General features: G+C 71.7%; 21 protein-coding genes and 2 pseudogenes. 11 read left to right on the top strand and 12 right to left on the bottom strand.

Annotated elements, in window-relative coordinates; all coding sequences use genetic code 11:
- Positions 1-108 precede the first annotated feature (108 nt).
- The gene (gene murJ / locus ACZ60X_RS19570; RefSeq protein WP_469600067.1) at positions 109-1677 is read right to left on the bottom strand and encodes a murein biosynthesis integral membrane protein MurJ; all 1569 of its coding nucleotides are present in this window, start codon (positions 1675-1677) and stop codon (positions 109-111) included.
- A 317-nt stretch (positions 1678-1994) separates the two neighbouring features.
- Here murJ and ACZ60X_RS19565 point away from each other — a divergent pair, with 317 nt between their 5' ends.
- The 8 genes and pseudogenes from ACZ60X_RS19565 to ACZ60X_RS19530 form a co-directional block, all read left to right on the top strand.
- Entirely contained in the window at positions 1995-2423 is a 429-nt protein-coding gene (locus ACZ60X_RS19565; protein WP_469599847.1) for a WXG100 family type VII secretion target, read from the top strand.
- A 60-nt stretch (positions 2424-2483) separates the two neighbouring features.
- Complete coding sequence (locus ACZ60X_RS19560) at positions 2484-2801, top strand: WXG100 family type VII secretion target (protein ID WP_469599845.1); 318 nt, start codon at positions 2484-2486, stop codon at positions 2799-2801.
- Entirely contained in the window at positions 2801-3859 is a 1059-nt protein-coding gene (locus ACZ60X_RS19555) for a hypothetical protein (RefSeq protein WP_469599844.1), read from the top strand. Before ACZ60X_RS19560 ends, ACZ60X_RS19555 begins: the two co-directional genes overlap by 1 nt.
- On the top strand, positions 3859-4590 hold the full coding sequence (locus tag ACZ60X_RS19550; protein ID WP_469600065.1) for an RNase A-like domain-containing protein: 732 nt from the start codon (positions 3859-3861) through the stop codon (positions 4588-4590). The genes ACZ60X_RS19555 and ACZ60X_RS19550 overlap by 1 nt, the downstream gene beginning before the upstream one ends.
- Positions 4591-4607: 17 nt before the next feature.
- Positions 4608-5180, top strand: a complete 573-nt coding sequence (locus ACZ60X_RS19545) for a hypothetical protein (protein WP_469599841.1) — start codon at positions 4608-4610, stop codon at positions 5178-5180.
- A gap of 7 nt (positions 5181-5187) precedes the next feature.
- Positions 5188-5499, top strand: a pseudogene (locus ACZ60X_RS19540) (RNase A-like domain-containing protein); the annotation flags it as partial.
- Between the two features lie 31 nt (positions 5500-5530).
- Positions 5531-6211 (top strand): contact-dependent growth inhibition system immunity protein, encoded by a 681-nt coding sequence (locus ACZ60X_RS19535; RefSeq protein ID WP_469599839.1) that lies wholly within the window; start codon positions 5531-5533, stop codon positions 6209-6211.
- Positions 6212-6318: 107 nt separating this feature from the next.
- Positions 6319-6468, top strand: a pseudogene (locus ACZ60X_RS19530) (DNA-binding protein); the annotation flags it as partial.
- 93 nt (positions 6469-6561) lie between these two features.
- On the opposite strand, the gene ACZ60X_RS19525 reads toward ACZ60X_RS19530, so the two are convergent.
- The 3 genes from ACZ60X_RS19525 to pdhA (ACZ60X_RS19515) are packed head-to-tail and all read right to left on the bottom strand — an operon-like array spanning position 6562 to position 10220.
- The gene (locus ACZ60X_RS19525) at positions 6562-7965 is read right to left on the bottom strand and encodes a dihydrolipoamide acetyltransferase family protein (RefSeq protein WP_469599837.1); all 1404 of its coding nucleotides are present in this window, start codon (positions 7963-7965) and stop codon (positions 6562-6564) included.
- A gap of 10 nt (positions 7966-7975) precedes the next feature.
- On the bottom strand, positions 7976-8953 hold the full coding sequence (locus ACZ60X_RS19520) for an alpha-ketoacid dehydrogenase subunit beta (protein ID WP_469599835.1): 978 nt from the start codon (positions 8951-8953) through the stop codon (positions 7976-7978).
- Position 8954: 1 nt separating this feature from the next.
- Positions 8955-10220: a pyruvate dehydrogenase (acetyl-transferring) E1 component subunit alpha gene (pdhA, locus tag ACZ60X_RS19515; RefSeq protein WP_469599833.1), complete on the bottom strand. Its 1266-nt coding sequence runs from the start codon at positions 10218-10220 to the stop codon at positions 8955-8957.
- Positions 10221-10866: 646 nt separating this feature from the next.
- Here pdhA (ACZ60X_RS19515) and ACZ60X_RS19510 point away from each other — a divergent pair.
- Complete coding sequence (locus ACZ60X_RS19510) at positions 10867-11865, top strand: phosphotransferase (protein WP_469600062.1); 999 nt, start codon at positions 10867-10869, stop codon at positions 11863-11865.
- Between the two features lie 82 nt (positions 11866-11947).
- Here the strand turns inward: ACZ60X_RS19510 and ACZ60X_RS19505 are convergent, their stop codons facing one another.
- Complete coding sequence (locus ACZ60X_RS19505; protein ID WP_469599831.1) at positions 11948-13648, bottom strand: protein kinase domain-containing protein; 1701 nt, start codon at positions 13646-13648, stop codon at positions 11948-11950.
- A gap of 343 nt (positions 13649-13991) precedes the next feature.
- Between ACZ60X_RS19505 and ACZ60X_RS19500 the strand changes: the two genes are divergently transcribed.
- Positions 13992-15641 (top strand): protein kinase domain-containing protein, encoded by a 1650-nt coding sequence (locus tag ACZ60X_RS19500; protein WP_469599829.1) that lies wholly within the window; start codon positions 13992-13994, stop codon positions 15639-15641.
- A 104-nt stretch (positions 15642-15745) separates the two neighbouring features.
- Here the strand turns inward: ACZ60X_RS19500 and ACZ60X_RS19495 are convergent, their stop codons facing one another.
- Complete coding sequence (locus ACZ60X_RS19495; RefSeq protein WP_469599827.1) at positions 15746-16288, bottom strand: bacterial proteasome activator family protein; 543 nt, start codon at positions 16286-16288, stop codon at positions 15746-15748.
- A 577-nt stretch (positions 16289-16865) separates the two neighbouring features.
- Between ACZ60X_RS19495 and ACZ60X_RS19490 the strand changes: the two genes are divergently transcribed.
- Positions 16866-17285, top strand: a complete 420-nt coding sequence (locus tag ACZ60X_RS19490; RefSeq protein ID WP_469599825.1) for a hypothetical protein — start codon at positions 16866-16868, stop codon at positions 17283-17285.
- Between the two features lie 31 nt (positions 17286-17316).
- Here ACZ60X_RS19490 and ACZ60X_RS19485 read toward each other — a convergent pair whose 3' ends face one another.
- From ACZ60X_RS19485 to pdhA (ACZ60X_RS19460), 6 genes are all read right to left on the bottom strand, one after another.
- Entirely contained in the window at positions 17317-18297 is a 981-nt protein-coding gene (locus ACZ60X_RS19485; RefSeq protein WP_469599823.1) for an NAD(P)H-quinone oxidoreductase, read from the bottom strand.
- A 236-nt stretch (positions 18298-18533) separates the two neighbouring features.
- Positions 18534-19880 (bottom strand): molybdopterin molybdotransferase MoeA, encoded by a 1347-nt coding sequence (locus tag ACZ60X_RS19480; protein ID WP_469599821.1) that lies wholly within the window; start codon positions 19878-19880, stop codon positions 18534-18536.
- Entirely contained in the window at positions 19877-20803 is a 927-nt protein-coding gene (locus ACZ60X_RS19475; RefSeq protein ID WP_469599819.1) for an NTP transferase domain-containing protein, read from the bottom strand. Before ACZ60X_RS19475 ends, ACZ60X_RS19480 begins: the two co-directional genes overlap by 4 nt.
- Before the next feature lie 114 nt (positions 20804-20917).
- Positions 20918-22363 carry a dihydrolipoamide acetyltransferase family protein gene (locus ACZ60X_RS19470; protein ID WP_469599817.1) on the bottom strand — a complete coding sequence of 482 codons (1446 nt, stop codon included), beginning with the start codon at positions 22361-22363 and terminating at the stop codon, positions 20918-20920.
- Positions 22363-23367 carry an alpha-ketoacid dehydrogenase subunit beta gene (locus tag ACZ60X_RS19465; RefSeq protein WP_469599814.1) on the bottom strand — a complete coding sequence of 335 codons (1005 nt, stop codon included), beginning with the start codon at positions 23365-23367 and terminating at the stop codon, positions 22363-22365. The genes ACZ60X_RS19470 and ACZ60X_RS19465 overlap by 1 nt, the downstream gene beginning before the upstream one ends.
- The gene (gene pdhA / locus ACZ60X_RS19460) at positions 23364-24518 is read right to left on the bottom strand and encodes a pyruvate dehydrogenase (acetyl-transferring) E1 component subunit alpha (RefSeq protein ID WP_469599812.1); all 1155 of its coding nucleotides are present in this window, start codon (positions 24516-24518) and stop codon (positions 23364-23366) included. Before pdhA (ACZ60X_RS19460) ends, ACZ60X_RS19465 begins: the two co-directional genes overlap by 4 nt.
- Positions 24519-24655 lie beyond the last annotated feature (137 nt).

Raw genomic sequence — 24655 nt, 5'->3', positions numbered from 1 at the left:
GTGACCACCTCGCCACCATCCGTGACAACCCCCACGCCACCCTGATCCGTCCCTGACGCTCACTCAGGGCACGCGTGCCGCACGCCCATCGGCGGGAGGGGGCGGCCGTCAGCGGAGTCCAGGGATCCGGCGAAGTTCGCCGATCTTCAGCGCCCTGCCCACCAGCAGGTAGACGATCGCGAGGGCGAGCGTGCCGGCCAGGGTCGTCAGGATCGCCCCCGCCGTGCCGCCCCCCAGCACTCCCGCGCAGCCACGTGCCGCCGCCCAACCCGCCACCGCGCCCCCGGCCCCGGCGCACAGCAGCTTGGCGTATGTACCGCGCAGGGTGCCGTCGTCGAGGCGGCCGCCGGTGCGGCGGGCCAGCAGCCGGGCGGTGAGGGCGAGTCCGGCGAGGTAGGAGAGGGCGTAGGCACCGGCCATGCCGGTGACCGCCCAGCGTGCGGGCAGCAGCAGATGGCATGCGGTGGCGAGCGCGACGTTGACGACGCCGATCCACACGGCCATGAAGAACGGCGTACGGGTGTCCTCGAAGGCGTAGAAGCCGCGCAGCAGCAGGTACTGGGCGGAGAACGGGATCAGGCCGAGTCCGAAGGCCTGGAGCATGTACCCGAGCGGCCGGGCGGAGGCCGCGTCGGCGGTGCCGTGGGCGAAGAGCAGCGTCGCGATCTGCGGGCCGAGCGCGACGAACAGGAAGGCGGCGGGCACGATCACCACCCCGCTGATCCGCAGCCCCCGGGACAGATCGGAACGGAGGTCCGTGATCCGCCCCTCGGTCACCGCCCTGCTCATGCGCGGCAACAGGGCCGTGACCAGGGAGACGGTGACGATGGACTGCGGCAGCATCCAGATGCCCTGCGCGTAGCTGTACGCCGTGAAGCCCACGCCCGCCTTGGACAGCGCCTGGTCGGCGGCGTTGGCGTAGTTGGTGACGACCGTGAGCGCGACCAGGTTGGCGAGCACGAACAGCAGCGTCCACTTCGCCGCGTGGATCCCGGAGCCGAGCCCCGAGCCGCGCCAGTCGAAGCGGAACCTGAACCGGAAGCCCGCGGCACGCGCGAAGGGGATCAGGGACAGGGCCTGGACGGCGATACCGGCGGTGGTACCGACGCCCAGCCAGCGCACCTGGGCGTCGGTGATGTCACCGACGGTGTCCGGGACGGTCGTCATCCCCAGGTAAAGGCCGAACATGCCGATGAGGACCACGTTGTTCAGCACCGGCGTCCACATCATCGCGCCGAACCTGCCGCGCGTGTTGAGGACTTGGCCGTAGATCGTGAACACCCCGTAGAAGAAGATCTGCGGGAGCAGGAACCGGGCGAAGGTGACGGTGAGGCGGTACGCCTGGTGCCGGCCAGGGCTGTCCCGCATGTACAGGCCCACGATCTCAGGAGCCGCCCACACGGCGAGCACGGTGCCGACCGCCAGTACGGTGACGACGAGGGTGACGAGCCGCTGCTCGTAGGCCCGCCCGCCATCGGGGTGCGTCTGCCGGGCCCGTACGAGCTGCGGCACGAACACCGCGTTGAGCGCACCGCCGATCAGCAGGGTGTACAGGCTGGTCGGCACGGTGTTGGCCGTGTTGTACGTGGTGGCGAGCTGCCCGACGCCGAGCGCGGCGGCCTGCAGCACCTGCCGGATCAGCCCGGTGGCCCGGGACACCACGGTCCCACCGGCCATCAGCACGGACGACCGCGCGACGCCCGCCGCCGCCTTCGGCCTCGCGTGCGGGCCCGCTGTCTTCTCCCCCGTCACCATGGGCTCAATGTACGGGAGTTGAGATCACTCGTTCACAAGGTCACCGGCGATCGGGGTCCCGGTGACGGGGCTCAGGGTTCGGCGCGGTCGGGGGGAGCCGCAACCGCCTGATCCAGTTTTTTGCCGAGTATTCGTAAACCCGCGGTGAAACGCGCACTTCCGGCCACGTTGGCCATCCGTACGATGACAACATCAGCGCGGTAGTGGTAACTGCCGATGTCCGGGGGGGCGCGTACGACATGGTTCAAGGGGCAGGGCCGGGGCGCGATGGCAGCGCCGACCTCCGCGTTTCTTCCAAGGGCCTGACGACGCTCGCGAAAGACCTCGACGACATGCAGGACCATCTCGACAAACAGGTCCGGCGCATGGACGAGCTGGTCGACCGCATCGAGACGGGCTGGCGCGGGCCGGCGGCCACCGCGTACCGGGAGTTCCACCGGGCGACCGCCGAGGACGCCGTGCGCATCCGCGAGGTGATGAAGCAGCTGGAGGAAGCGGTACGGCTCAGCCGCGACGGCTTCTCCGAGCGGGAGCTGGACGTACTGGAACGAATGCGCCGCATCCATGTCGACATCGACAGCGAAGTGGACAGGCTCTCCACCCCGAACGGCGAGGCCGAATCGGCCGGCGGACCGACGCAACCACGCAGCAGTCTCGACTCGTTCTGATACGAGGAGCCACGACGTACCTGCGGCGACGGCATACGCAGGAAGTACCAGGGGGACGACATGTCGACCGAAGCGCAGCCCGCCGACGACCACATAGCCGTGTCCTTCGGCACGCTGCACGAACTCGCCGCGGAGCTGGAGGACATCCTCAAGAAGCTCAACGGCAAGCTCGAAGGCCTGTACGAGCGGGTCGAGCCGGTCGTCCTGTCGTGGCAGGGCGAGGCACGCGAGATCTTCGTCCAGAAGCTCGACGAGTGGGACCGCTTGGCCCAGGACCTCCAGGCAGCCCAGAAGTGGCTCCACGCGTACGTCACCACCGGCCACACCAACTACGCGGCCGCCCACAAGGCGGTCCTGCGCGGATGGGGAGCGGCCTGATGGGAAGCCTGCCGAGTGATGCGGAGCGCCGGCGGGAACGGGAGCAGCTCAGCACGGCCGCACCCGACGCCGGTGGCGGTTTCGAACTGAGGCCGCAGCACCTGTACTACACCTCGACCGTGGTGCGCGACGCGCAGTTCGACTACGACAAGGGCGCGACGACGCTGGTGAGCGCCCTCAACCAGTACAGCCAGTCGGCGGGCACGGGATCGGGACCCGACGCCTTCGCCAAGGCCTACATGCAGATCGCCGAGAAGTTCCTCCAGGTCTGGGCGGCCAGCGTGGTGAGCGTCGGCGGAGTCGCCGTCGGTCTGACCCTGGCGGCCAACAACTACCAGTCCGCGGACTGGGCTTCGCGTGGCATGTACGGTCCTGCGCCCCGCCGCACACCGCCCGTCGTCATCGACAAGGCACCCGACTACGGGAAGATCAACGACATCAAGTGGTCCGGGACCGGCAGAGATGCCGGCTCATGGGCCATCTCCGGGGTGCTGGGCGAGATCCCGGACTTCCTCGCCGGCGCCATCCGGCCGGCCATCGAGTACGGACTCAACCTCGGCAAGACCCATGAGATCACCCCGGGTGCCCGGGAGGACGACCTGAAGGGAATGGCATCCGCCTGGCGGGCGGCCGGGAGCACCGCGCTGAAGGCCGGCGACAACTTCACCTCGGTCATCAGCTACATAACGGCCCCGCACGGGAACAACGAGTGGCAGAGCGCCATGAACGGGTTCTGCCAGTCGATCTGGGGCACCACCACCTGGGGCCGCAGCCGGAACGCGCAAGGGCAGTTCGCCCCACAGGGCGGCCGCAGTTGGAAGACCGACGGGGATGTGGCACCCGCGCAGCGCCGGCCGATCCTCGAGGTACTGCACCACACCGCCGACACCTTGCAGAAGACGTGTGACGAGCTGGTCCAGGTCGCCAGGACCTGTCGGGAGACGACGACCCATCTGGCCGAGCACGCGGCCAAGGAGATGGTGGCGGATCTGACGACCCGGCTCGACCCTCTCGAACTGCTCAAACTGGCGGCCACCGACATGTTCGGCGAGTGGTGATGGCCTTCCGCAGGCACATGGACCGGGAGGCCGCGGACAGGGCCGTCGAGATCTACCAGCAGAAGTTCAGCGAGGCCGCCACCACGCTCCTCGCGCTGGAATGGGAGCTGGACGAGGCCCTCAGAAGCGCGCCCACGTTCGTCGCGGAGGACGCCAGGGCCGAGGCCTTTGGCGCACGAGCGCTCGATTCCTTCAAGCATGAGCACAAGTGGACCAATCCCGATGACACCAAGAACGGCGTCTACAAGATCGACCTGGCGGGCATGGAATGGCTCGACGGCGGACACACACTCGACAAACACGTGGGTAAGACCGACGCACAGCTCGCCCAACGCCTGCGGGACCAGGGCAGTTCGGCCACGCAGTCCTGGCCGTACGGAAAGCCGAGCATCGCAGCGGCATCAACCTTCGAAAGCGTCGAGAAGGCGCAGGAACTGACCCAGTACAACGTCGATGAGAATTCAGCGGAGATCACAGCATGGCTGAAGGGGCCGCCGCCGCCCACGAACGGCAGCGCGCCAAAACCGTTCGACGGCACCGCGCCCAACGGTGAGTACAGCGGCCGTAGTGTCTCCAAGCAGCCCACTGATCCGAACGACCCGCTGAGCGGCTATAAGGAGGGCGGTATGCAGGCGAAGGCCGTCCAGGTCAAGGGGATCAGGACCGTACTTAAGTACGATGACTCCCTGGACCCGCCCTTCGTCGTCCTCACCTCCATGCCGATCCCCTGACAGAACGACGAGAATCCATGACGAATCCGCCCACGCAGCAGGAATGGGAAGCGGCAGCGCTGCGCCTGTTCGAGGACGAATACGCCTTCGTGGCGACCGGTCCGCGCACCCACGACGACTGGCGCACCGATGTCCTGGCCGTCATGGCACGCACCAGTGGTGATCCGCGCGGATGGGTCACGCTTGACTGGGACAGCGAGGAAAACGCGGCGGACCCACAACGCGGCCCGTCCTTTCCGTTCGTCGTCTCCACGGAAGGCAGGCTGGCGGACATTCTGCACGAAGTGGCGCCCGAGTCCGCCGCCTGGTTGCTCGTGGCGATGACGGACGAGTGGTTCCAGGTGAAGAACATCCCGGACTTTCCTGCTCGCCGAGACACACTGCTCGCCGATGCCCGTACGCTGCTGAGCCGGTATTCGCCCGGCTGTACCTTCCACACAACGGCCGGAAACGCGAGCGGCGACCGGAACGCGGACTTCTTCCGTTCCGTCACCGGTGGCTTCGGAGTCACCGACTACATGTCGGATCTCGGGCTCATCGCCGTCTCGCCGGCGGAAGTCGGCGTCTTCTGGCGATTCAACACGTACTGATCGGACGGAGCCAAGGCCTGTGCGCACCCGAAGTTCCACATACCCCGACCGTGAAACCGCCCACTGGGCCACCCAGCAGGTCGTCACCGCGAACGAGCAGCTCATCCACCGCTGGCTCGCCGGGTCGACGCGGCCCCGCCTGACCGTTGAGGCGTCCTGGCCGTCCCGGCCCGAGCCGGTCGGCCGGGTGCTGTTGCAGGCGATGATGCTGGCCGGCCGGGATCCGGTCGACGTGCGTGCGGCCAGGGTGATCCTCAAGCGGGACGCGTCCCGCCCCCAGGGATTCGCCGTCCATGCCACGTTCCCGATCTATCTGTAGCGACCGTAGCGACCTGTAGAGGCAGACGACCGTGCCCCTGAGCCCTCTCGAACACGACCGCCGCTACGGCGAACTCGACCACGTCATGCGCGCCTACCTCGGGCAGCCCGCGGACGACACCCCGGAGCGGCCGAGCGGGGCCCTGGTCGCCTATCTCCGGCACACCTGGCACAGCCGCCCCTGGGCCCTCGCCACCGCGGAGCGGCAGCTGCGCGACTACGCCGACAACCCGCCGGGTCGGCTCCGGCTGCGTCTCGGCGAGTTCTACGCCGTTCCCGACACCGGCCTGGCCGAGGCGGACGTCCAGCAGTGGCTGTACTGCCTCGCCGACCACATCAGGCACAGCATCGAGACCGGCGATGTGCCGCCCCCCGCCGCCCCCGCCACCCACTGGGAATGGCACGCGCGCTTTCCCGAACTCGGCCAGTTCCTCGGCGGCTGGTTCTCCCAGGACATGCCCGACGAGTTCGGCGATCACGACGCGGCGGTCGATGACTACCGCGGCTCCACCGACCCCCAGCTCGCAGCCCGGCTCGTCGGAGAGCTGCACGAACTGCTGGCCCTGGACCTGGACGAGAGCGACTACGCCCTCGCCGTCGCCGAGCTGGGCATGGAAGTCGACGCACCGGCGCCCTACTCGCCGAGCGGCTGGCTGGCACGGGTCGCCGAACAGCTCTCCGCGCCGCGCGCCGACTACGGCCCGTCCGACTGAGGAAGGGGGTAAGTCTCCCCGGCCTGCGCTCAGCAGGTCGAGGCGTCCCTGGAACGCTTCTGTCCGCCGTCTCCCCTTTCCCGCAAGCTTCACGCGCAATCGTGAACTTGTGCGAGCCCCTCGAGTCCATCGCCGCGCGGACGGGGCTTTCCGTGCGGCGCGTCAACGCATGTCTGCGGCTGCTGCGCCGGCACGCCTGTATCCGTTCCCGGGGCGGTGCCGAGGAGGGGGCGCCGGTGTACGTGCTGAACCGGTGAGAGCGGGAGAACGGCCTGGAAGCAGAGAGGGCGGCCGCAAGTCGATGTTGCGGCCGTCCTCTCCTGGTGTCACAGGCTATCGGCTCGGCGCCCTCACGCCCACGAGATCAGCCTCTTCGGCTGCTCCAGGATCGCCGCCAGGTCCGCCAGGACCTTGGAGCCCAGCTCGCCGTCGACCAGACGGTGGTCGAAGCTCAGTGCCAGGGTCGTGACCTGACGCGGTTTGACCTTGCCCTTGTGGACCCACGGCTGGAGCTTGATCGCGCCCACCGCCAGGATCGCCGACTCGCCGGGGTTGAGGATCGGGGTGCCGGTGTCGACGCCGAAGACGCCGACGTTGGTGATCGTCACCGTGCCGCCCTGCATCGCCGCCGGGGACGTCTTGCCCTCGCGGGCCGTCGTCACCAGCTCGCCCAGCGCCTCGGCCAGCTGCGGGAGCGTCTTGTCGTGCGCGTCCTTGATGTTCGGCACGATCAGGCCGCGCGGGGTGGCCGCGGCGATGCCCAGGTTGACGTAGTGCTTGCGCACGATCTCCTGGCCGGCCTCGTCCCAGGACGCGTTGATGTCCGGGTTGCGCTTGATGGCCACGAGCAGGGCCTTGGCGATCAGCAGCAGGGGGTTCACGCGCAGGTGCTGGAACTCCCTGTCCTGCTTCAGCTCCTCGACCAGCTTCATCGTGCGCGTCACGTCCACCGTGACGAACTCCGTGACATGCGGGGCCGTGAACGCCGAGCCGATCATCGCCGCGGCGGTCGCCTTGCGGACGCCCTTGATCGGGATACGGGTCTCGCGCGCGGTGTCGTACGAGGCCGCGGGCGCCGGCGCGGGGGTCACGGGAGCGACCGGGGCGGCGGGAGCCTGGGCGGCCGCCGGTGCCGCCGCCGCGGGTGCCGCCGCCGCGTGGACGTCCTCGCGCGTGATGATGCCGTCGGGGCCGGACGGGGTCACCGTCTCCAGGTCGACGCCGAGATCCTTGGCCAGCTTGCGCACCGGCGGCTTGGCCAGCGGGCGGGGCTTGGTGGCGGCCGGGGCGGCGTGGCCGTTCAGCTCCGACTGGATCGCCTGCGCCGGGGCCGGCACCGTGACCTCGGGGCCCTTGCGGGGGCGGCGCTTGGTGGAGGACGTCGACACGCCGTAGCCGACCAGGACCGGCTGACGGCCCTCCGGCTTCGGCTCCTCCGCATCGGCGACGGGCTCGGCCTTCGGCTGCTCGGCAGGTGCCCCGGTGGCCGCGCCGCCCGCCACGGCCACCGCGATGATGGCCGTGCCCACGTCCACGGTGGTGCCTTCGGGGAAGTGCAGCGCGCGGACCACGCCGTCGTAGGGGATGGGCAGTTCGACGGCCGCCTTGGCGGTCTCGACCTCGCACACCACCTGGCCGTCGGTGACCGTGTCGCCGGGCTGGACGTACCACTTGAGGATCTCGGCCTCGGTGAGTCCCTCACCGACGTCCGGCATCTTGAACTCGCGTACGGACGCTTCCGTCATCGTCGTCACGAACCTCTCCTCAGTACGCCAGCGAGCGGTCGACGGCGTCGAGCACGCGGTCCAGGTCCGGCAGGTACTCCTCCTCCAGGCGGGCCGGCGGGTACGGGGCGTGGTAGCCGCCGACCCGGAGCACCGGGGCCTCCAGGTGGTAGAAGCAGCGCTCGGTGATGCGGGCGGCGATCTCCGCGCCGGAGCCGAAGAACACCGGCGCCTCGTGCACGACGACCAGCCGGCGGGTCTTCTCCACCGAGGCCTGGATCGTGTCGAAGTCGAGGGGCGAGACCGAGCGCAGGTCCAGGACCTCCAGGGACTTGCCCTCCTCGGCCGCCGCGTTCGCGACCTCCTGGCACAGCTTCACCATCGGGCCGTAGGCGGCCAGGGTGAGGTCGGTGCCCTCGCGGACGACCCGGGCCTTGTGCAGCGGGGCGGGGATCGCCTCGACGTCCACCTCGGCCTTGTCCCAGTAACGGCGCTTGGGCTCGAAGTAGATCACCGGGTCGTCGCTCTGGATGGCCTGCTGCATCATCCAGTAGGCGTCGGAGGAGTTCGACGGCGACACGATCTTCAGGCCCGCCACGTGCGCGAAGAGCGCCTCGGGGGACTCGGAGTGGTGCTCGACCGCGCCGATGCCGCCGCCGTAGGGGATACGGACGACGACCGGCATCTTGACCTTGCCCAGCGAGCGCGCGTGCATCTTCGCGAGCTGGGTGACGATCTGGTCGTAGGCGGGGAAGACGAAGCCGTCGAACTGGATCTCCACCACCGGGCGGTAGCCGCGCAGGGCGAGGCCGATCGCCGCGCCCACGATGCCGGACTCGGCCAGCGGGGTGTCGATGACGCGGCTGTCGCCGAAGTCCTTCTGCAGGCCGTCCGTCACCCGGAACACGCCGCCGAGCTTGCCGACGTCCTCACCCATGACCAGGACCTTGGGGTCGGTCTCCAGGGCACGGCGCAGCGACTCGTTGATGGCCTTGGCCATCGCCATCTTCTCGGCCATGTCAGTGACCCCCTTCACCCGCGGCGAAGCCGCTGTCGGACTCGGTCGCGAACGACGCCTGGTAGGCGGCGAACTGGGCGCGCTCCTCGTCGACGAGCGCGTGCCCGTCCGCGTACACGTTCTCGAAGATGGCGAAATGGTCCGGGTCGGGCATGGCGCGGACCACTTCGCGCACTCGTTTGCCCAACGCCTCGGACTCGGCCTCCAGTTCCGCGAAGAATCCCTCGTCCGCGTGGTTTGAGGCCTCCAGGTACCGGCGAAGGCGCAGGATCGGGTCCTTGGCCTCCCAGGCGGCGCGCTCGTCGTCGGCCCGGTAGCGGGTGGGGTCGTCGGACGTGGTGTGGGCGCCCATGCGGTAGGTGAACGCCTCCACCAGGGTGGGGCCCTCGCCGCTGCGGGCGCGCTCCAGCGCCCACCTGGTGACCGCGAGGCAGGCCAGCACGTCGTTGCCGTCCACGCGCACGCCGGGGAAGCCGTAGCCCTGGGCGCGCTGGTAGAGCGGCACGCGGGTCTGCTTCTCGGTGGGCTCGGAGATCGCCCACTGGTTGTTCTGGCAGAAGAACACCACGGGGGCGTTGTAGACCGCGGAGAAGGTGAACGATTCGGCCACGTCGCCCTGGCTGGAGGCGCCGTCGCCGAAGTAGGCGATCACCGCGCTGTCCGCGCCGTCCTTGGCGATGCCCATCGCGTAGCCGGTGGCGTGCAGCGTCTGGGAGCCGATGACGATCGTGTACAGGTGGAAGTTGTTGCTGTTCGGGTCCCAGCCGCCGTTGTTCACGCCGCGGAACATGCCGAGCAGGTTCGTGGGGTCGACCCCGCGGCACCAGGCGACGCCGTGCTCGCGGTAGGTCGGGAAGACGTAGTCGTCATCGCGCAGGGCGCGGCCGGAGCCGATCTGGGCGGCCTCCTGACCCAGCAGGGAGGCCCACAGGCCCAGTTCGCCCTGGCGCTGCAGGGCGGTGGCCTCGGCGTCGAAGCGGCGGGTGAGCACCATGTCGCGGTACAGGCCGCGCAGGTCTTCGGGGGTGATGCCGGCGACGTAGGCGTCGTACTCGGCGTTCTTGACCCGTTCGCCCTCGGGGGTCAGGAGTTGTACGAGTTCGGGCTCGTCACTCGTCTTCGCGGTGGTGCGGGTGGTGCGCTTGGTGCCGGTGGCTCCGGACGCGGTGCCGGTCCTGCCGGACTTCGTACCGGTACCGGTCCTGCTGCCGGCCTTGCCTGCGGCGCTGCGTCGCGGCTGGCGCGCGGCACTGCTGTCCACGGTCACGTGTGTGCTCCTCCGTCGTTCCGGCCCCCGGGGTTGCCGGTAGGCCAGTGCGGCTCACCTGTTGTCGACCACCGGGCACGGGGTGGGTGCCACTCGGCCGGGAACAGGCGTGACAGGTGCCCCGGCGAGCGCCCTGCAACCAACACGTTACCCAGTGCCGCTCATTTCTGTGAAACCCCATCTGACCTGCGTCTTTGATTGGATTTCCAAGTAAATTCGACGGAGCTGGAAGCCTGCTGGTCACAGCCTCGCGAAAGGCCGGAGCAAGCGCACGTTATCCCGCCCGCCCAGGTCACGGGAAGAGTTTGCGTGTGAGACCGACTCCGGACACGAGGAGGAAGATGTCAGGGCATTCCTCCGTCGAGCCCGCCATCGAGGCGGTCGGCGAGGCCCTCGTGGGCGCGATCACGGGGGGCGCGTCCGGCGATGCGCCGAAAGGAGCGGTCGCATCCCGCCGAGAAGACGATCAAGAATTACGATTCAGGTCCGAAAGCAACGGAAATCACGGATAAAGCCTGCCGCGTGACCGAAAGCGATCATCAGCGACTGCTTGTGACAACGCCCAGCTCACGGTGGCTTTTCGTGCCCTAGCATCTGCGGCGTGCCGCGCTCTTGTGTACCACCCCTTGTACCCCAAGCGCCCCCTCTGGGCGACGTGCTCCGTCTGTACTCCGCCGGTACGGCGCTCACCTGTGAACCGGTCATGCAGGGGCTGCTCAATCGCGGATACCGGGTGTGCACCACCCGCGGCAGCTATTTCCTCAAGCACCATTTCGACCCGGACACCGCCGACCCGGCCGCCATCGAACGCCGCCACCGGGCCACCCAGCGCCTGGCCGACCTCGGCGTCCCCGTGCCCGTGCCGCTCCCCTCCCGCGAGGGCCGGACCGTCGCCGTCGTGGGCGGTCACGCCTACGCACTGCACCCCTGGATCGACGGCAGGCACCGGCACGGCGGCCAGCTCACCCGGCCCGAGAGCGCCCGCCTGGGAGCGGTGCTGGGCGCCGTCCACGCCTGCCTGGAGCGCGTGATGCCGCCCAAGGGGCGCACGCGCCCGGCCACGAGCCCCCATCCCGTGGAGAGTGCCGACCCGGCCGACACCTTCGACCTCATCGACGACCTGCTCGGCCACGTCCGCCGCCACCGGCCCCCCGACGCCTTCGACGAACTGGCCCGGCACCGGCTCCTGGAGCGCCGCGCGCTCCTGGAGCAGCACGCGGACCGGCGCCCGCCGCGCGGGGGCTCGGTGGGGTGGGTGCACGGCGACTTCCACCCGTTCAACCTGCTCTACAAGGACGACGCCCCCGCGGCCATCGTCGACTGGGACCGGCTCGGCGTGCAGCCCCGCGCGGAAGAGGCCGTACGCGCCGCCGTGATCTTCTTCGTCCGCCCAGCGGGCGCCCTCGACCTGCCGAAAGTACGCGCCTACGCGCGCGCGTACCGCCGCGCGGCCGGTGCCACGCCCTCCGAGCTGGCGGCGGCCGTGCACCGCGTGTGGTGGGAGCGGCTGAACGACTTCTGGATGCTGCGCTGGCACTACGAACGCCGTGACACGCGCGCGGACTGCCAGTTCCCGGCCGCGTCGGCGCTCGTGGTGTGGTGGACATGCGAATACGACGCCGTCTGCGAGGCGTTCACCGACTGACGGCGCCCGGCCCGCGGTCCCTGGGCGCCGGCACGGCTCACGGGGAGGCTGTCACGGGCGCCGCGGGGCCCGCGGGGGACGTTCAGCCGGTGGTGTCGCCCACGATGCCGGTCGTACCGCCCGGGTTCGTGCCGCCGGCGGTGTTCGTCCCGGCCGTGTTGCCGCCGGCGGTGTTCGTCCCGGCCGTGTTGCCGCCGGCGGTGTTCGTCCCGGCCGTGTTGCCGCCGGCGGTGTTCGTGCCGGTGGTGTTGCCGCCGGTGGTGTTCGCCCCGGTCGTTCCCGTGTCCGTACCGCCGTTGCCGGCGGTGGTGCTGCCCGTGGACTGCGACGGCGACGTCTGCGGATTGGACGGGCCCGTGGTCTGCGACTCGGTGGTCTGCGGGTCCGACGGGGTGTATCCGGAGCCGCCCGAGTTGCTGTCCGAGCCGTTCTGCGTGCCGGGGGCGGTCGGCTGGTCGGTGGTGCTGTCCGACGGCGTCGGGGACGCCGAGTCGTCCTTCGTGGACGTGGAGTGCGACGTCGTCGGCTTGGTGTCGTTGCCGGTCTGCCCCGTGCCGCCCGTGCTGCCCTTGAGTGCCAGCGCGACGCCCGCCGCGATCGCGATCACCGCGAGGACGGCGACGATCCACACCTTGCCGCGCCCGCTGCCCTTGTTGCCGTGCCCCTCGAAGCCGCCGTCGTCGCCGCCGCCGTACCCGGCCGGCAGGATCGGCTGCGGGATCTGCGCGGTGCCGGAGCGGAAGTCGCCCGGGTGCTGCATCGCGGTCGTGCCCGTGAAGCCGCCCGGCGGGGTGTGGCGGCCGTCGTGCGACTCCACCGGTCCGGTGTTCCAGGTGCCGGTGTGGCCGCCCGCCTCGTAGAGCATCTGCAGGCCGTACTGGACCAGGCCGCGCATCTCCTCGGCCGTCTGGAACCGGTCGTCCGGGTCCTTGGCGAGCGAGCGCATGACCAGGCCGTCCAGCTCCGGCGGGCAGCCTCCGTCGCCGACCTGCGACGGCGGGACCGGCATGTCCTGGACGTGCTGGTAGACGACCGACAGCGGGGTCTCCCCGGTGAAGGGGGGCCGCAGGGCGAGCAGTTCGTACAGCAGGCAGCCGGTCGCGTACAGGTCGGATCGGTGGTCGACGGCCTTGCCGAGCGCCTGTTCCGGGGAGAGGTACTGCGGCGTGCCCATGACCATGCCGGTCTGGGTCATCGTCGTGGAGGCGCCGTGCAGGGCGCGGGCGATGCCGAAGTCCATGACCTTGACGGCGCCGCTGTGGGTGATGATGACATTCGCCGGCTTGATGTCACGGTGGACGATGCCATGCTGATGCGAGTACGCAAGCGCTTCCAGCACGCCGGAGACGATGATTAGGGCCTGCTCGGGGCCCGGCGCCTCGGCGTTCATCAGCAGGTCACGGATGGTGCGGCCCTCGACCAGCTCCATCACGATGTACGGCACGGACTGGCCGCCGACGAAGTCCTCGCCGGAGTCGTACACGGCGACGATCGCGTGATGGTTGAGGCCGGCGACCGACTGCGCCTCGCGCGTGAAACGGGCCTTGGAGACCGGGTCCTCGGCCAGGTCCGCGCGCAGCAGCTTGACCGCGACGGTCCGGCCCAGCCGGACGTCCTCGGCAGCGAAGACCTCGGCCATGCCGCCCCGGCCGAGCCGGTGGGTCAGCCGGTAGCGGCCGTCGCCCACGAGCCCGCCGTTGCCCCACATCTCCGGCGCGTCCGACATGCCGCCGCCACTCGCCTCGGGGTCGGACGGGCCCTGGGCGCGCTGCGTCTGTGCCATCAGTCCTCGCCGTCGTTTCTGCCCGCGGTGCGCGCGGTGTTGTCACGGTCTCCGTCGGCCACGCTACAGCCTCCGTGGGGGCCGCCGGTCCGGAACGGGAACCGGGACCAGCCACGAGCGTGACCGGCCATGAAACCTGTAGCACGCGCTGTCGTGCAAATTCTGTGTGCCGGTCGTACGCCTGCTGTAACGCTTGCGCGACGCTTCTTGCGCGTACGGTCACGGAACGGGCACCGAGCTTGACGTGTCAGTGCCCTGGGGCAGACTTGGCCGGGAATGACACTTTCGATCAAGGCCCTGCGATGAGCGAAGGCGCCGGACGGCCAGTGGGGGACGGGGAGAGATGAGCCAGGACGGCGCACACGGCCGGTACGCGGGGCAGGCCCTGGCCGGTGGCCGCTACCAGCTGCGGGACCTGCTCGGCGAGGGCGGCATGGCCTCCGTGCACCTGGCGTACGACGCCGTGCTCGACCGCCAGGTCGCGATCAAGACACTCCACACCGAACTCGGCAGGGAACAGGCCTTCCGCGAGCGCTTCCGCCGCGAGGCCCAGGCCGTGGCCAAGCTCACGCACACCAACATCGTCTCGGTCTTCGACACCGGCGAGGACGATCTGGGCGGTCTCGCGACGCCGTACATCGTCATGGAGTACGTCGAGGGCCGCCCGCTGGGCTCGGTCCTCGACGCGGACATCCGGCAGTACGGCGCCATGCCCGCCGACAAGGCGCTGAAGGTCACCGCCGACGTGCTGGCGGCGCTGGACATCAGCCACGAGATGGGACTGGTCCACCGCGACATCAAGCCGGGCAACGTGATGGTGACCAAGCGCGGTGTGGTCAAGGTCATGGACTTCGGCATCGCCCGCGCCATGCAGTCGGGGGTCACCTCGATGACCCAGACCGGCATGGTCGTCGGCACCCCGCAGTACCTCTCCCCGGAGCAGGCCCTCGGCCGCGGCGTGGACGCCCGCTCGGATCTGTACTCGGTCGGGATCATGCTGTTCCAGCTGGTCACCGGGCGGCTCCCGTTCGACGCGGACTCGCCGCTGGCGATCGCGTACGCGCATGTGCAGGAGGAGCCGGTCGCGCCCTCCTCGATCAACCGTTCCCTGCCGCCCGCGGTGGACACGCTGATCGCCCGCGCGCTGAAGAAGAACCCGAACGAGCGCTTCCCGACCGCCGAGGCCATGCGCGACGAGTGCCTGCGCGTCGCCGCCTCCCTGCAGGCGGCCGCGCCGAGCATCGTGCCGGGCGCCGGGCCGACACAGAGCGGCGCGGGCGTCGGCTCCGCGGTGTTCCCGCCGGTCGGCCAGAGCGCCCAGGCGGCCCCCGGCCCCGTGCAGACGCCGTACCAGCCGGGCCCGTACGGCACGCCGCAGACCTCCGCGCCGGCCTACGGCTACCCGCAGCAGGGCCAGGGCGGCTACCAGACACCGCCCCCGGCGGGCTACGCCCCGCAGCCCGTCCAGGCGCCGACCCCGCCGCCGTACACCGGCTCGGCCCAGCCGGCCACGCAGACCTCCGGCGTCGGCTCCGGCGGCGGCAAGAGCAACAAGCCGGTGATCATCGGTTCGGTCGCGGTGTCGCTGGTCGCGGTCATCGGCCTGGTCGTCGCGCTGACCCTGAACAGCGGCGGCGACAACAACGCCGGCGGTGGCGGCAGCGCGAGCCCGTCCACGGCCACCACCCACAGGGCGGGCTACCGCGGCCCGGACACGACCCGGGTCATCGACAAGACCCAGTGCACCGAGCCGACGGAGTCCTACACCGTCGCCAACAAGGTCCGGCTGCCCGACTTCCGGTACAAGGACATCGACTCGGTGAAGGCGTGCTTCCAGGCCGCGGGCTGGATGTACCAGGTCGTAACGCAGGACGAGAACACCTGGGGCAAGGGCACCGTCCTGTCCCAGTTCCCCGCCCAGGGCTCGGACGTCGACAAGAAGAACCCCGGCACCGTCCAGCTGACCGTCTCGACCGGCAATCCCCCGCAGTGACCGGGTGAGGCGGGACGGGCCGCCTGAGGCAGCGGGCGAGACCCTTCACGTCCGTCGTCACCGAGGGGACCGGCGATCGTCCGCCGGTCCCCTCGGAGTACGCCCTACAGGTACGGTCCGCCCGCGCGGCCGCCGGTGCGGTGCTCCTCCCCTTCGGGGCCCGTCACGCCGGGCGGGAGCGCGCGGCGCATCTGCTCCAGCTGGGCCCGCGCGGCCATCTGCTGGGCGAACAGCGTCGTCTGGATCCCGTGGAAGAGGCCTTCGAGCCAGCCCACCAACTGCGCCTGAGCGATGCGCAGTTCCGCATCGCTCGGGGTCGCGTCGTCGGTGAACGGCAGGGACAGCCGCTCCAGTTCCTCGACCAGCTCCGGCGCCAGGCCGTCCTCCAGCTCCTTCACCGAGCTGGCGTGGATCTCCTTCAGCCGTACCCGGCTGGCCTCGTCCAGAGGAGCCGCGCGCACCTCCTCCAGGAGCTGCTTGATCATGCTGCCGATCCGCATGACCTTGGCCGGCTGTTCCACCTGCTCCGTGACCGGGATCTCTCGGGAGTCCTCGTGCCCGTTGCCGCCGCCGAGCGCCATCCCGTCCTGGCCCACGACGAGGATCTGGGGATTCTCCGGCGACCGTTCGTTCCTCGGCATCTCCATGCCGCCATTCTCTCGCACCCGTACACCTCATCACCGTCGTGCCCCCTCCGGATAGTGATCCACCGTTTTGACCCGACGGAGCATTCTGAAATGCCTGGAATGTAAATGAATGTGAGGCTTATTTCCGTCGGTCATCCATCGATCACCGCGTCCGGGTTTCCGGGAGGTCACCGACGTGACTCCATGGCTGCGGCTCACGCCCCGCTCCGTACTCACACTCCGCTCCGTACGACTGCTGTTCGTCCTGGCGGTGGCGGCGGCCCTGCCAGCCTACGGCGCCGTCGTCGCGTACGCCCGTCCCGTCTGCGCCGCCGCTCCGAGCCCCGGGGCCTCGGCCGACCAGGGCCACCCGCACGGCCCCGGCCCAGCAGAGCGTCCGGGGCGCCCCGACCGCCCAGACCATGCGAGTCCTCCGTATCACGCCGTCCGGCCGGACGGGCCGAACGCGGCGGACAGCGCGGACGGCACGGACGGTGTGGGCGGCTCGAACCGTGGCGATCCGAGGAAGGCGGGGCAGCGGCCCGAGGGGCAGGGGCGGGGCCATCGGCCCGGCGACCACGGCCATGGTGACCGGGGCTTGCCCACCGCCGCCTCCGCGCCCGTCCCCATGCCCTCCGACTCCGCCTCCGCCTCGTACCGCCCCGAGATCGCCGAGCCGAGCCGGGCGGGCAGCGTGGCGGGCGAGGGCCGGCTGCGTCCGGGCCGACCCGACGGGCCCGCGGGCGAGGTGGAGGGCGGCGCCGCCCTCCCCACCCTGGCCACCGGCACGAGCCGCGCGGAGGAGCCGGAGACCCCGCTCCTCCCCAGTACGACGCCCGCCCCCGCGACCCCCTCCGGCCGGCCCGGTCTCGGCCAGGCCCCGCCGCAGAACACCGCCCGGCAGAGCGAGAGCGCCACCGAGCCGGTCCTCCGGATGCTTCCGCTCGGCAGCGGCCTGGTCCTCGTCGGCCTGGGCCTGGGCCTGGCCTTCCTCGGCCTGAGGCTGCGCAAGAGCTGACGCCGATGGCGGCCGTACCCGTAGCGGAAGGCTACGGCGCCACCAGCAGCACCTTGCCGACGTGGCCGCTGGCCTCCAGGACCCGGTGCGCCTCGGCCGCCTCCGGCATCGGCAGCTCGCGGTCGACGACCGGGCGGACGTGCCCGGAAGCGAGGAGAGGCCATACATGCTCGCGTACGGCGGCCACGATGGCCGCCTTCTCGCCGAGCGGACGGGCGCGCAGCGAGGTCGCACTGATCGCGGCCCGCTTGTTGAGCAGGGTGCCGATGTTCAGCTCGCCCTTCACCCCGCCCTGCATGCCGATGATCGCGAGCCGTCCGCTGACGGCCAGGGCCTGGACGTTGCGGTCCAGGTACTTCGCGCCCATGTTGTCGAGGATGACATCGGCGCCCGCCCCGTCCGTCGCCTGCTTGATCTCGGCGACGAAGTCCTGCTCGCGGTAGTTGATCAGGATGTCCGCGCCCAGTTCGGCACAGCGCTCCAGCTTCTCCTTCGTCCCCGCGGTCACGGCGACCTTGGCGCCGACGGCCTTGGCGAGCTGGATGGCCATGGTGCCGATGCCGCTGGAGCCGCCGTGCACGAGCAGCGTCTCGCCGGGCCGCAGATGGGCGACCATGAACACGTTGGACCAGACGGTGCAGACCACCTCGGGCAGCGCGGCCGCCCGCGTCAGGTCGACGCTCTCGGGCACGGGCAGCAACTGCCCGGCCGGTACGACGACCTTCTCGGCGTATCCGCCGCCCGCGAGCAGCGCGCACACCTGGTCGCCGACGGCCCATCCGGAGACGCCGGGGCCGAGCGCGGCGATCCTGCCGGAGCACTCCAGGCCGGGGTAGGGGGAGGAGCCGGACGGCGGGTTGTAGAAGCCCTGCCGCTGCAGGACGTCGGCACGGTTGACGGCGCTGGCCACCACCTCGACCAGCACCTCGCCCTCGCCGGGCGCCGGGTCGGGGACCTCCGCCCACACCAGCGCCTCGGGACCACCAGGTTCGGGAATCGTGATCGCATGCATGCTGGTGACGCTACCCCCCGTGGGCGTGCTTTCCGGGGCAGGCTCCCTGCTCCGCGCTCGGACCGCGGCCTGCTCAGCCGCTTGCCGACCTCACCGCGCACCCCGGGCCGAGCAGTCGGCCGGCCGCATTGGCGCTGACCAGTTCGAGCACGTCACTGCGGGTGGCGTCACCTGTCACCGATGGGTCATCACGTGGTCGCCCGCCTGGCGGGCCATGACGTCATGGCCCGGACGTTTCACGTGAAACACACCCCGATCCCGGCACTCGCCCACGGCAGGTCCAGCAGCTCGGCCTCCGCTCCCTGACGTGCTCCGCCGGGCGGTACGACGGCCAGCGCGTCCGCGGCGGCGACACCGCGGAGCATGGCCGGGCCGTTGTAGTGCAGCGGTACGGCACGGTCTCCGCGCAGGACCACGGGGATGAGCCGGGTGTCGTACGGGTGCCCATGGATCGCCTCTGTGAGCGGCAGCGCGTACGGCTCGGGGGCCGGGTGGGCGGCGAGGGTGCGCAGCAGCGGCTCGGCGAGCGTGATCAGGCCGGAGACGGCCGCGAGGGGGTTGCCGGGCAGGCCGACGAGGTGCTGGGCGTCCTTGGTGCGGGCCAGCAGCATGGGGTGACCAGGGCGCACCTTGACGCCGTCGACGAGGAGTTCGGCGCCGATGCGGTCCAGGACGGGGTGGACATGGTCGCGGGGGCCGGCCGCGGTGCCGCCGGTGGTGACGATCAGGTCGGCGTCGGAGCCGCTGACGGCCTGGTGCAGGGCCTCGGCGTCGTCGCCGATCCGGCGTACCGCGCCGACCTCGGCGCCGAGCGCGCGCAGCCAGGGCGGCAGCATGGGCCCGAGCGCGTCGCGGATCAGTCCGTCGTGCGGCAGCCCCTCGGTCAGCAACTCGTCGCCGAGGACGAGGACTTCGACGCGCGGCCTGGGCACGGCGGTGACGGTGTCGTATCCGGCTGCGGCGGCCAGGCCGAGGACGGCGGGGGTGACCAGGGTGCCGACGGGCAGCAACTGGTCGCCACTGCGGCACTCCTGGGCGCGCGGGCGGATGTCCTGACCGTGCGCCAGGTCGCGGGTGGCGTGCAGCCGTCCCTGCGCGTCGGTGCGGCCGTGCTCGCTGCGCAGGACCGCGGTGGTGTCGGCGGGGATGCGCGCGCCGGTCGCGATGCGTACGGCCTCGCCGTCGGTGAGCGGTTCAGGAAGGCCGTGCCCGGCGAGCACGCCCTCCTCCCGCACCTGCCAGGGGCCGGGTCCGGCGACCGCCCAGCCGTCCATCGCGGAGGTGTCGAAGGAGGGCAGGTCGGCGAGGGCGTCGAGGGGGGCGGCGAGGGCCAGGCCGAGGGCGTCGTCGAGCGGCACGGAGACCGGAACGGGGCGGGGACGTGAGCGGGCGGCGCGGGAGGCGGTCTCACGGGCCTGGCCCCAGGGGGTGGCCCGGTGCGGATCTTGGGGGTCCGGGGCGGGCGCGGGGCCGTGGCCGGCGCGGTCGTGCTTGGCTTCCCTCACGAGCGCCAGGGCCTCCTCGAGGTCGAGCTCGTCGCTGTCCTGCGCGGGCGCCCCGGCCCGGGTGCCGGGCCCGGTCATCCGGCGTCCCGGGTGCCCGGGCGGCCGCCGCCGTTCCCGCCCCCGCTGTTCTCTTCGTTCTCTTCCTCCCAGCGCAGTGCCAGCGCGGCCGCCTTGCGGGCGGCCTCGGCGACGGCTTCGGGGCCTCCCTTGCCCTGGGCCGCGGCGTAGCCGACGAGGAAGGTGGTCAGGGGGGCGGCGGGCCGGGCCACGCCGTGGGCGGCGTCGCGGGCCAGATCGAGCAGGACGCCGGTGTCGACGTCGAGGTCGATGCCCAGTTCGTCCTTGACTGCGGAGATCCATTCATCCAACACGTGCCCATGCTCCCTGATCCGTGCCCTGGCGTCGGCGATGTCGTCCCAGGTGTCGCAGTCGAAGGACGCGAGCGGGTCCGGGACGCGGATGAGTCGGAGGGCGCCGGTCAGCCGGCGCAGGGGCAGCCCGGTCAGGCCGTCGTCCGCGGACGCGAGACCGGCCAGTTCGCGGCGCAGCGCGCGGGTGCGGTATGCGGCCACGAGGGGCTGGTCGCGGCCGTCCGCGTCGGTGAGCAGCGCGCCGTCGGCGTCGCTGTCACCGACGGCGTCCAACAGGCGCTGGAGGGTGGCCGACTCGAGGAAGGGCAGGTCCGCGGAGAGCACGACGGCGTGCTCGGCGGTGGTCAGGCGCAGGCCCGCCTCCAGCGCGGCGACCGGCCCGGCGCCGGGCGGGTCCTCGCGCGCCCACAGCACCGGCCGCGCGGTGGGCCGCCGGGCGGCCACGACGACCGTCGTACGGGCGTCCGCGCAGGCCGTGAGTACCCGGTCGAGCAGCGCCCGGCCGCCGACCCGCAGCCCGGGCTTGTCGGCCCCGCCGAGCCGCCGGGCGGCGCCGCCGGCCAGCACGACGGCGTCGTACGGCACGGGCGCACCGGGCGTCCCTGGGGCGGCGGGGGCGTTGTGGCTCATCTCCCGAGTATGTCCTGCCCCGGCCTGCTTGTATGCGCCGTGCCGGTGTCCCGCAGGCGTCCCGCGGGTACCGCGAGACCTTCCGCGGGGCCCGTGCGCCGGGCCCCGCGGGTGTCACAGGGTGCGCAGGAGCACCGCCGGCTGTTCGACGCAGTCCGCCACGTACCGCAGGAAGCCGCCGGCCGTGTCGCCGTCGCACACCCGGTGGTCGAAGGTGAGCGAGAGCTGGACGACCTGGCGCACCGCCAACTCGCCCTCGTACACCCATGGTTTGGGGACGATACGGCCGACGCCGAGCATGGCCGCCTCGGGGTGGTTGATGATCGGGGTGGAGCCGTCGACGCCGAACACCCCGTAGTTGTTCAACGTGAAGGTCCCGCCGGTGAGTTCCCCGGGCGTCAGGGTGCCGGCACGGGCGGCCTCGGTGAGCCTGGCGAACTCGGCGGTGAGCGCCTCGGCATCGCGCGCGTGGGCGTCCCGGACGACCGGCACGACCAGCCCGCGTTCGGTCTGTGCGGCGAATCCGAGGTGGACCTGGTCGAGCCGGACGATCTCGCGTGCGCCGGTGTCGACGAAGGAGTTCAGCTCGGGGAAGCGCGCGAGGGCGGCCGTGCAGATCCGGGCGAGCAGCGCGAGCAGGGAGACCTTCGGGCCTCCCGCGGCGTTCATGGCGGCACGCGCGCGCATGAGTTCGGTCGCGTCGGCGTCGACCCAGCAGGTGGCGTCCGGGATCTCCCGGCGGCTGCGGGAGAGCTTGTCGGCGACGGCCCCGCGGACGCCCTTGAGGGGGATGCGGGTGCCTGCGGCGCTCGGAGCCGAAGGGGCCCGGCCCGTGGCGGGCGCGAGGGCCGTCGTGACGGACGACTCGGCCGTACGGCCGCCGCGGGCCGCCTCGGTCCGCAGGGCCTTCTCGACGTCCGCGCGCAGGATCAGCCCGTCCGGGCCCGAGCCCACGAGCTGCCGCAGGTCGACGCCGCCCTCGCGGGCCAGCCGGCGGACCAGGGGGGAGATCACGGGTACCGGGCCGTCGGCGTGGCGGGCGCCCGCGTGGACCGTCCCGCCGGACGCCGCAGCGGCGGAAGCCGCCGTCCCGCCCACGCGCGCCGCCCGGGGGGCGGCCGGGCCGGGGCGCCCTTCCCGGCCCGGCCCGGCGGGCACGCTGCCGGCCCCGGCGCCCTTCGCGACGGTGCTGCCGTTCGCGGCGTCCGTCACCGCCGGCGTCTGCCGCACCCTGCGGCGCCGGGCGGGCGCGTGCGTGGTGCCGTAGCCGACCAGGACGTTGCCGGAGCCCTCCGGCTCGGTAGGGTACGCGGGTTCGCCGACCGCGACGGTCAGCAGGGGCGCTCCGACCGGCAGTTCGCTACCCTCCTCGCCGAAGCGCGCGGTGATCACGCCGCCGTAGGGGCAGGGCACCTCGACCATGGCCTTGGCCGTCTCGACCTCGACCACCGGCTGGTCGACGGCGACGACGTCGCCGACCTGGACGAGCCAGCGGACGATCTCCGCCTCGGTGAGCCCTTCGCCGAGGTCGGGGAGCTTGAACTCCAGCACCTGTGCCATCAGCCCGCGGCCTCCCACTGCAGCCGGGCCACGGCGTCCAGGATGCGGTCGACGCCGGGCAGGTGGTGCCGCTCCAGCATGGGCGGCGGGTAGGGGATGTCGAAGCCGGCCACGCGCAGCACGGGTGCCTCCAGGTGGTGGAAGCAGCGCTCGGTGATCCGGGCCGCGATCTCGCCGCCCGGTCCGCCGAACCCGGTGGACTCGTGGACGACGACCGCGCGTCCGGTGCGCCGGACGGCGGCGCAGACCGTCTCGTCGTCGAACGGCACCAGCGAGCGCAGGTCGACCACTTCCAGGTCCCAGCCCTCGGCCTGGGCCGCCTCGGCGGCCTCCAGGCAGACCGGCAGGGAGGGGCCGTAGGTGATCAGGGTGGCGCTGCGGCCGGAGCGCCGGACGACGGCCCGGCCGATGGGCTCGACGTCCGTGGGGTGGTCGGGGTTCCAGGAGTCCTTCGACCAGTACAGCCGCTTGGGCTCCAGGAAGACCACCGGGTCGTCGCAGGCGATGGCCTGGCGCAGCAGGCCGTAGGCGTCGGCGACGGTCGCGGGCGTGACGACGTGCAGGCCCGGGGTGCCCATGTAGTAGGCCTCGGAGGAGTCGCTGTGGTGCTCGACGCCGCCGATGCCGCCGCCGTAGGGGACGCGGACGGTGAGAGGGAGCGGCATCCCGCCACGCGTGCGGTTGCGCATCCGGGAGACGTGGCTGACGAGCTGCTCGAAGGCCGGGTAGGCGAAGGCGTCGAACTGCATCTCCACCACCGGGCGCAGGCCGTACATGGCCATGCCGACGGCGGTGCCGAGGATTCCGGCCTCGGCGAGCGGGGTATCGGTGCAGCGGTCCTCGCCGAACTCCTTGGCGAGGCCGTCCGTGACCCGGAAGACGCCGCCGAGCGTGCCGACGTCCTCACCCATCACGTGCACGGTGGGGTCGGCGGCCAGCGCGTCGCGCAGCGCACGCGTGAGGGCCTGCGCCATGGTGGCGGGCTTGACGGCGACAGTGGTCATCGGGCCCCGCCTTCCGGCTCGCCGTGGTGCTCCTGCTCGGCGTCCAGTTCGGCCTGGAGCAGGGCGCGCTGCTCGCGCAACTGGGCCGTGGTCTCGGCGTAGACGTGGTCGAAGAGGTCCATGGGGTTCAGTTCCGGATCCCGGTTCATGCGTTCACGCAGGGAGGCGGCCATCGTCTCGGCGTCCTGCCGGGCGGCCTCGATGCCGGCCTCGTCGATCAGCCCGCGCGCGGTCAGCTCCGCTTCCAGCAACGCGATCGGGTCGTGCGCGCGCCAGGCCTCCACCTCGGTGTCGCCGCGGTAGCGGGTGGCGTCGTCGGCGTTGGTGTGGGCGTCGATGCGGTACGTGACCGCCTCCACCAGGGTGGGGCCGCCGCCCGCGCGCGCGTGCCGTACGGCGTCGCTGAGCACCTCGTGCACGGCCGCCGCGTCGTTGCCGTCGACCAGCCGGCCCGGCATGCCGTACCCGACGGCCTTGTGGGCCAGGGAGGGGGCGGCGGTCTGCTTGGCGAGCGGGACCGAGATGGCGAAGCCGTTGTTCTGCACGAGGAAGACGACCGGCGCCTGCCAGACGGCGGCGAAGTTCAGCGCCTCGTGGAAGTCGCCCTCGCTGGTGCCGCCGTCGCCGACCAGGGCGAGCGCGACCACGTCGTCGCCCTTGAGGCGGGCGGCGTGCGCGAGGCCGACGGCGTGCGGCAGCTGGGTGGCCAGCGGGGTGGACAGGGGGGCGACCCGGTGGGCGTGGGGGTCGTAGCCGGAGTGCCAGTCGCCGCGCAGCAGGGTGAGCGCCTCGACGGGGTCCACGCCGCGCGCGATGACGGCGAGCGTGTCGCGGTAGCTGGGGAAGAGCCAGTCGTGCTGCTGGAGGGCCAGGGCGGCGGCGACCTGGCAGGCCTCCTGGCCGGTGCTGGAGGGGTAGACGGCGAGGCGGCCCTGCTTCGTGAGCGCGGTGGCCTGGCTGTTGTAGCGGCGGCCGCGGACCAGCTGGGCGTAGAGCCGGCGCAGCAGGTCGGGGTCGGCCTTGGCGGCCGCTTCGGTGCCGAGGACGCGGTAGGGCTCGGCGTCGGGCAGCAGCGGCGCGGGGTCCATACGGGGCTGCCAGGCGGGCGGCGGCGATGGCCGGTACGCGCCCCGCTGCTCCATGACCGTCATGACGGCACCTCCTCGTGGGAGTGGCTACGGGAGGCGGGTCGGCTGTGACCCGCCTCACCTACCGATTGTTCGGTCGTCGGCACATTTTGGCTACAGCCACCTCCAGGCTGTGGACAAACGGTTCTCCACAGCCTGGA

It is taken from the genome of Streptomyces sp. NPDC104106, from assembly GCF_055584345.1.
Note: the sequence above shows the minus strand (reverse complement) of the source record. Positions and strands in the feature narration are given on the sequence as shown.

What these genes read in the sequence shown, in the direction of transcription:
- murJ (WP_469600067.1), bottom strand. Translation starts at nt 1,677, where the DNA reads ATGGCCGGTGGGACCGTGGTGTCCCGGGCCACCGGGCTGATCCGGCAG.
- ACZ60X_RS19565 (WP_469599847.1), top strand. Translation starts at nt 1,995, where the DNA reads ATGGTTCAAGGGGCAGGGCCGGGGCGCGATGGCAGCGCCGACCTCCGC.
- ACZ60X_RS19560 (WP_469599845.1), top strand. Translation starts at nt 2,484, where the DNA reads ATGTCGACCGAAGCGCAGCCCGCCGACGACCACATAGCCGTGTCCTTC.
- ACZ60X_RS19555 (WP_469599844.1), top strand. Translation starts at nt 2,801, where the DNA reads ATGGGAAGCCTGCCGAGTGATGCGGAGCGCCGGCGGGAACGGGAGCAG.
- ACZ60X_RS19550 (WP_469600065.1), top strand. Translation starts at nt 3,859, where the DNA reads ATGGCCTTCCGCAGGCACATGGACCGGGAGGCCGCGGACAGGGCCGTC.
- ACZ60X_RS19545 (WP_469599841.1), top strand. Translation starts at nt 4,608, where the DNA reads ATGACGAATCCGCCCACGCAGCAGGAATGGGAAGCGGCAGCGCTGCGC.
- ACZ60X_RS19520 (WP_469599835.1), bottom strand. Translation starts at nt 8,953, where the DNA reads ATGGCCGAGAAGATGGCGATGGCCAAGGCCATCAACGAGTCGCTGCGC.
- ACZ60X_RS19505 (WP_469599831.1), bottom strand. Translation starts at nt 13,648, where the DNA reads ATGGCACAGACGCAGCGCGCCCAGGGCCCGTCCGACCCCGAGGCGAGT.
- ACZ60X_RS19500 (WP_469599829.1), top strand. Translation starts at nt 13,992, where the DNA reads ATGAGCCAGGACGGCGCACACGGCCGGTACGCGGGGCAGGCCCTGGCC.
- ACZ60X_RS19495 (WP_469599827.1), bottom strand. Translation starts at nt 16,288, where the DNA reads ATGGAGATGCCGAGGAACGAACGGTCGCCGGAGAATCCCCAGATCCTC.
- ACZ60X_RS19485 (WP_469599823.1), bottom strand. Translation starts at nt 18,297, where the DNA reads ATGCATGCGATCACGATTCCCGAACCTGGTGGTCCCGAGGCGCTGGTG.
- ACZ60X_RS19480 (WP_469599821.1), bottom strand. Translation starts at nt 19,880, where the DNA reads ATGACCGGGCCCGGCACCCGGGCCGGGGCGCCCGCGCAGGACAGCGAC.
- ACZ60X_RS19475 (WP_469599819.1), bottom strand. Translation starts at nt 20,803, where the DNA reads ATGAGCCACAACGCCCCCGCCGCCCCAGGGACGCCCGGTGCGCCCGTG.
- ACZ60X_RS19470 (WP_469599817.1), bottom strand. Translation starts at nt 22,363, where the DNA reads ATGGCACAGGTGCTGGAGTTCAAGCTCCCCGACCTCGGCGAAGGGCTC.
- ACZ60X_RS19465 (WP_469599814.1), bottom strand. Translation starts at nt 23,367, where the DNA reads ATGACCACTGTCGCCGTCAAGCCCGCCACCATGGCGCAGGCCCTCACG.
- pdhA (WP_469599812.1), bottom strand. Translation starts at nt 24,518, where the DNA reads ATGACGGTCATGGAGCAGCGGGGCGCGTACCGGCCATCGCCGCCGCCC.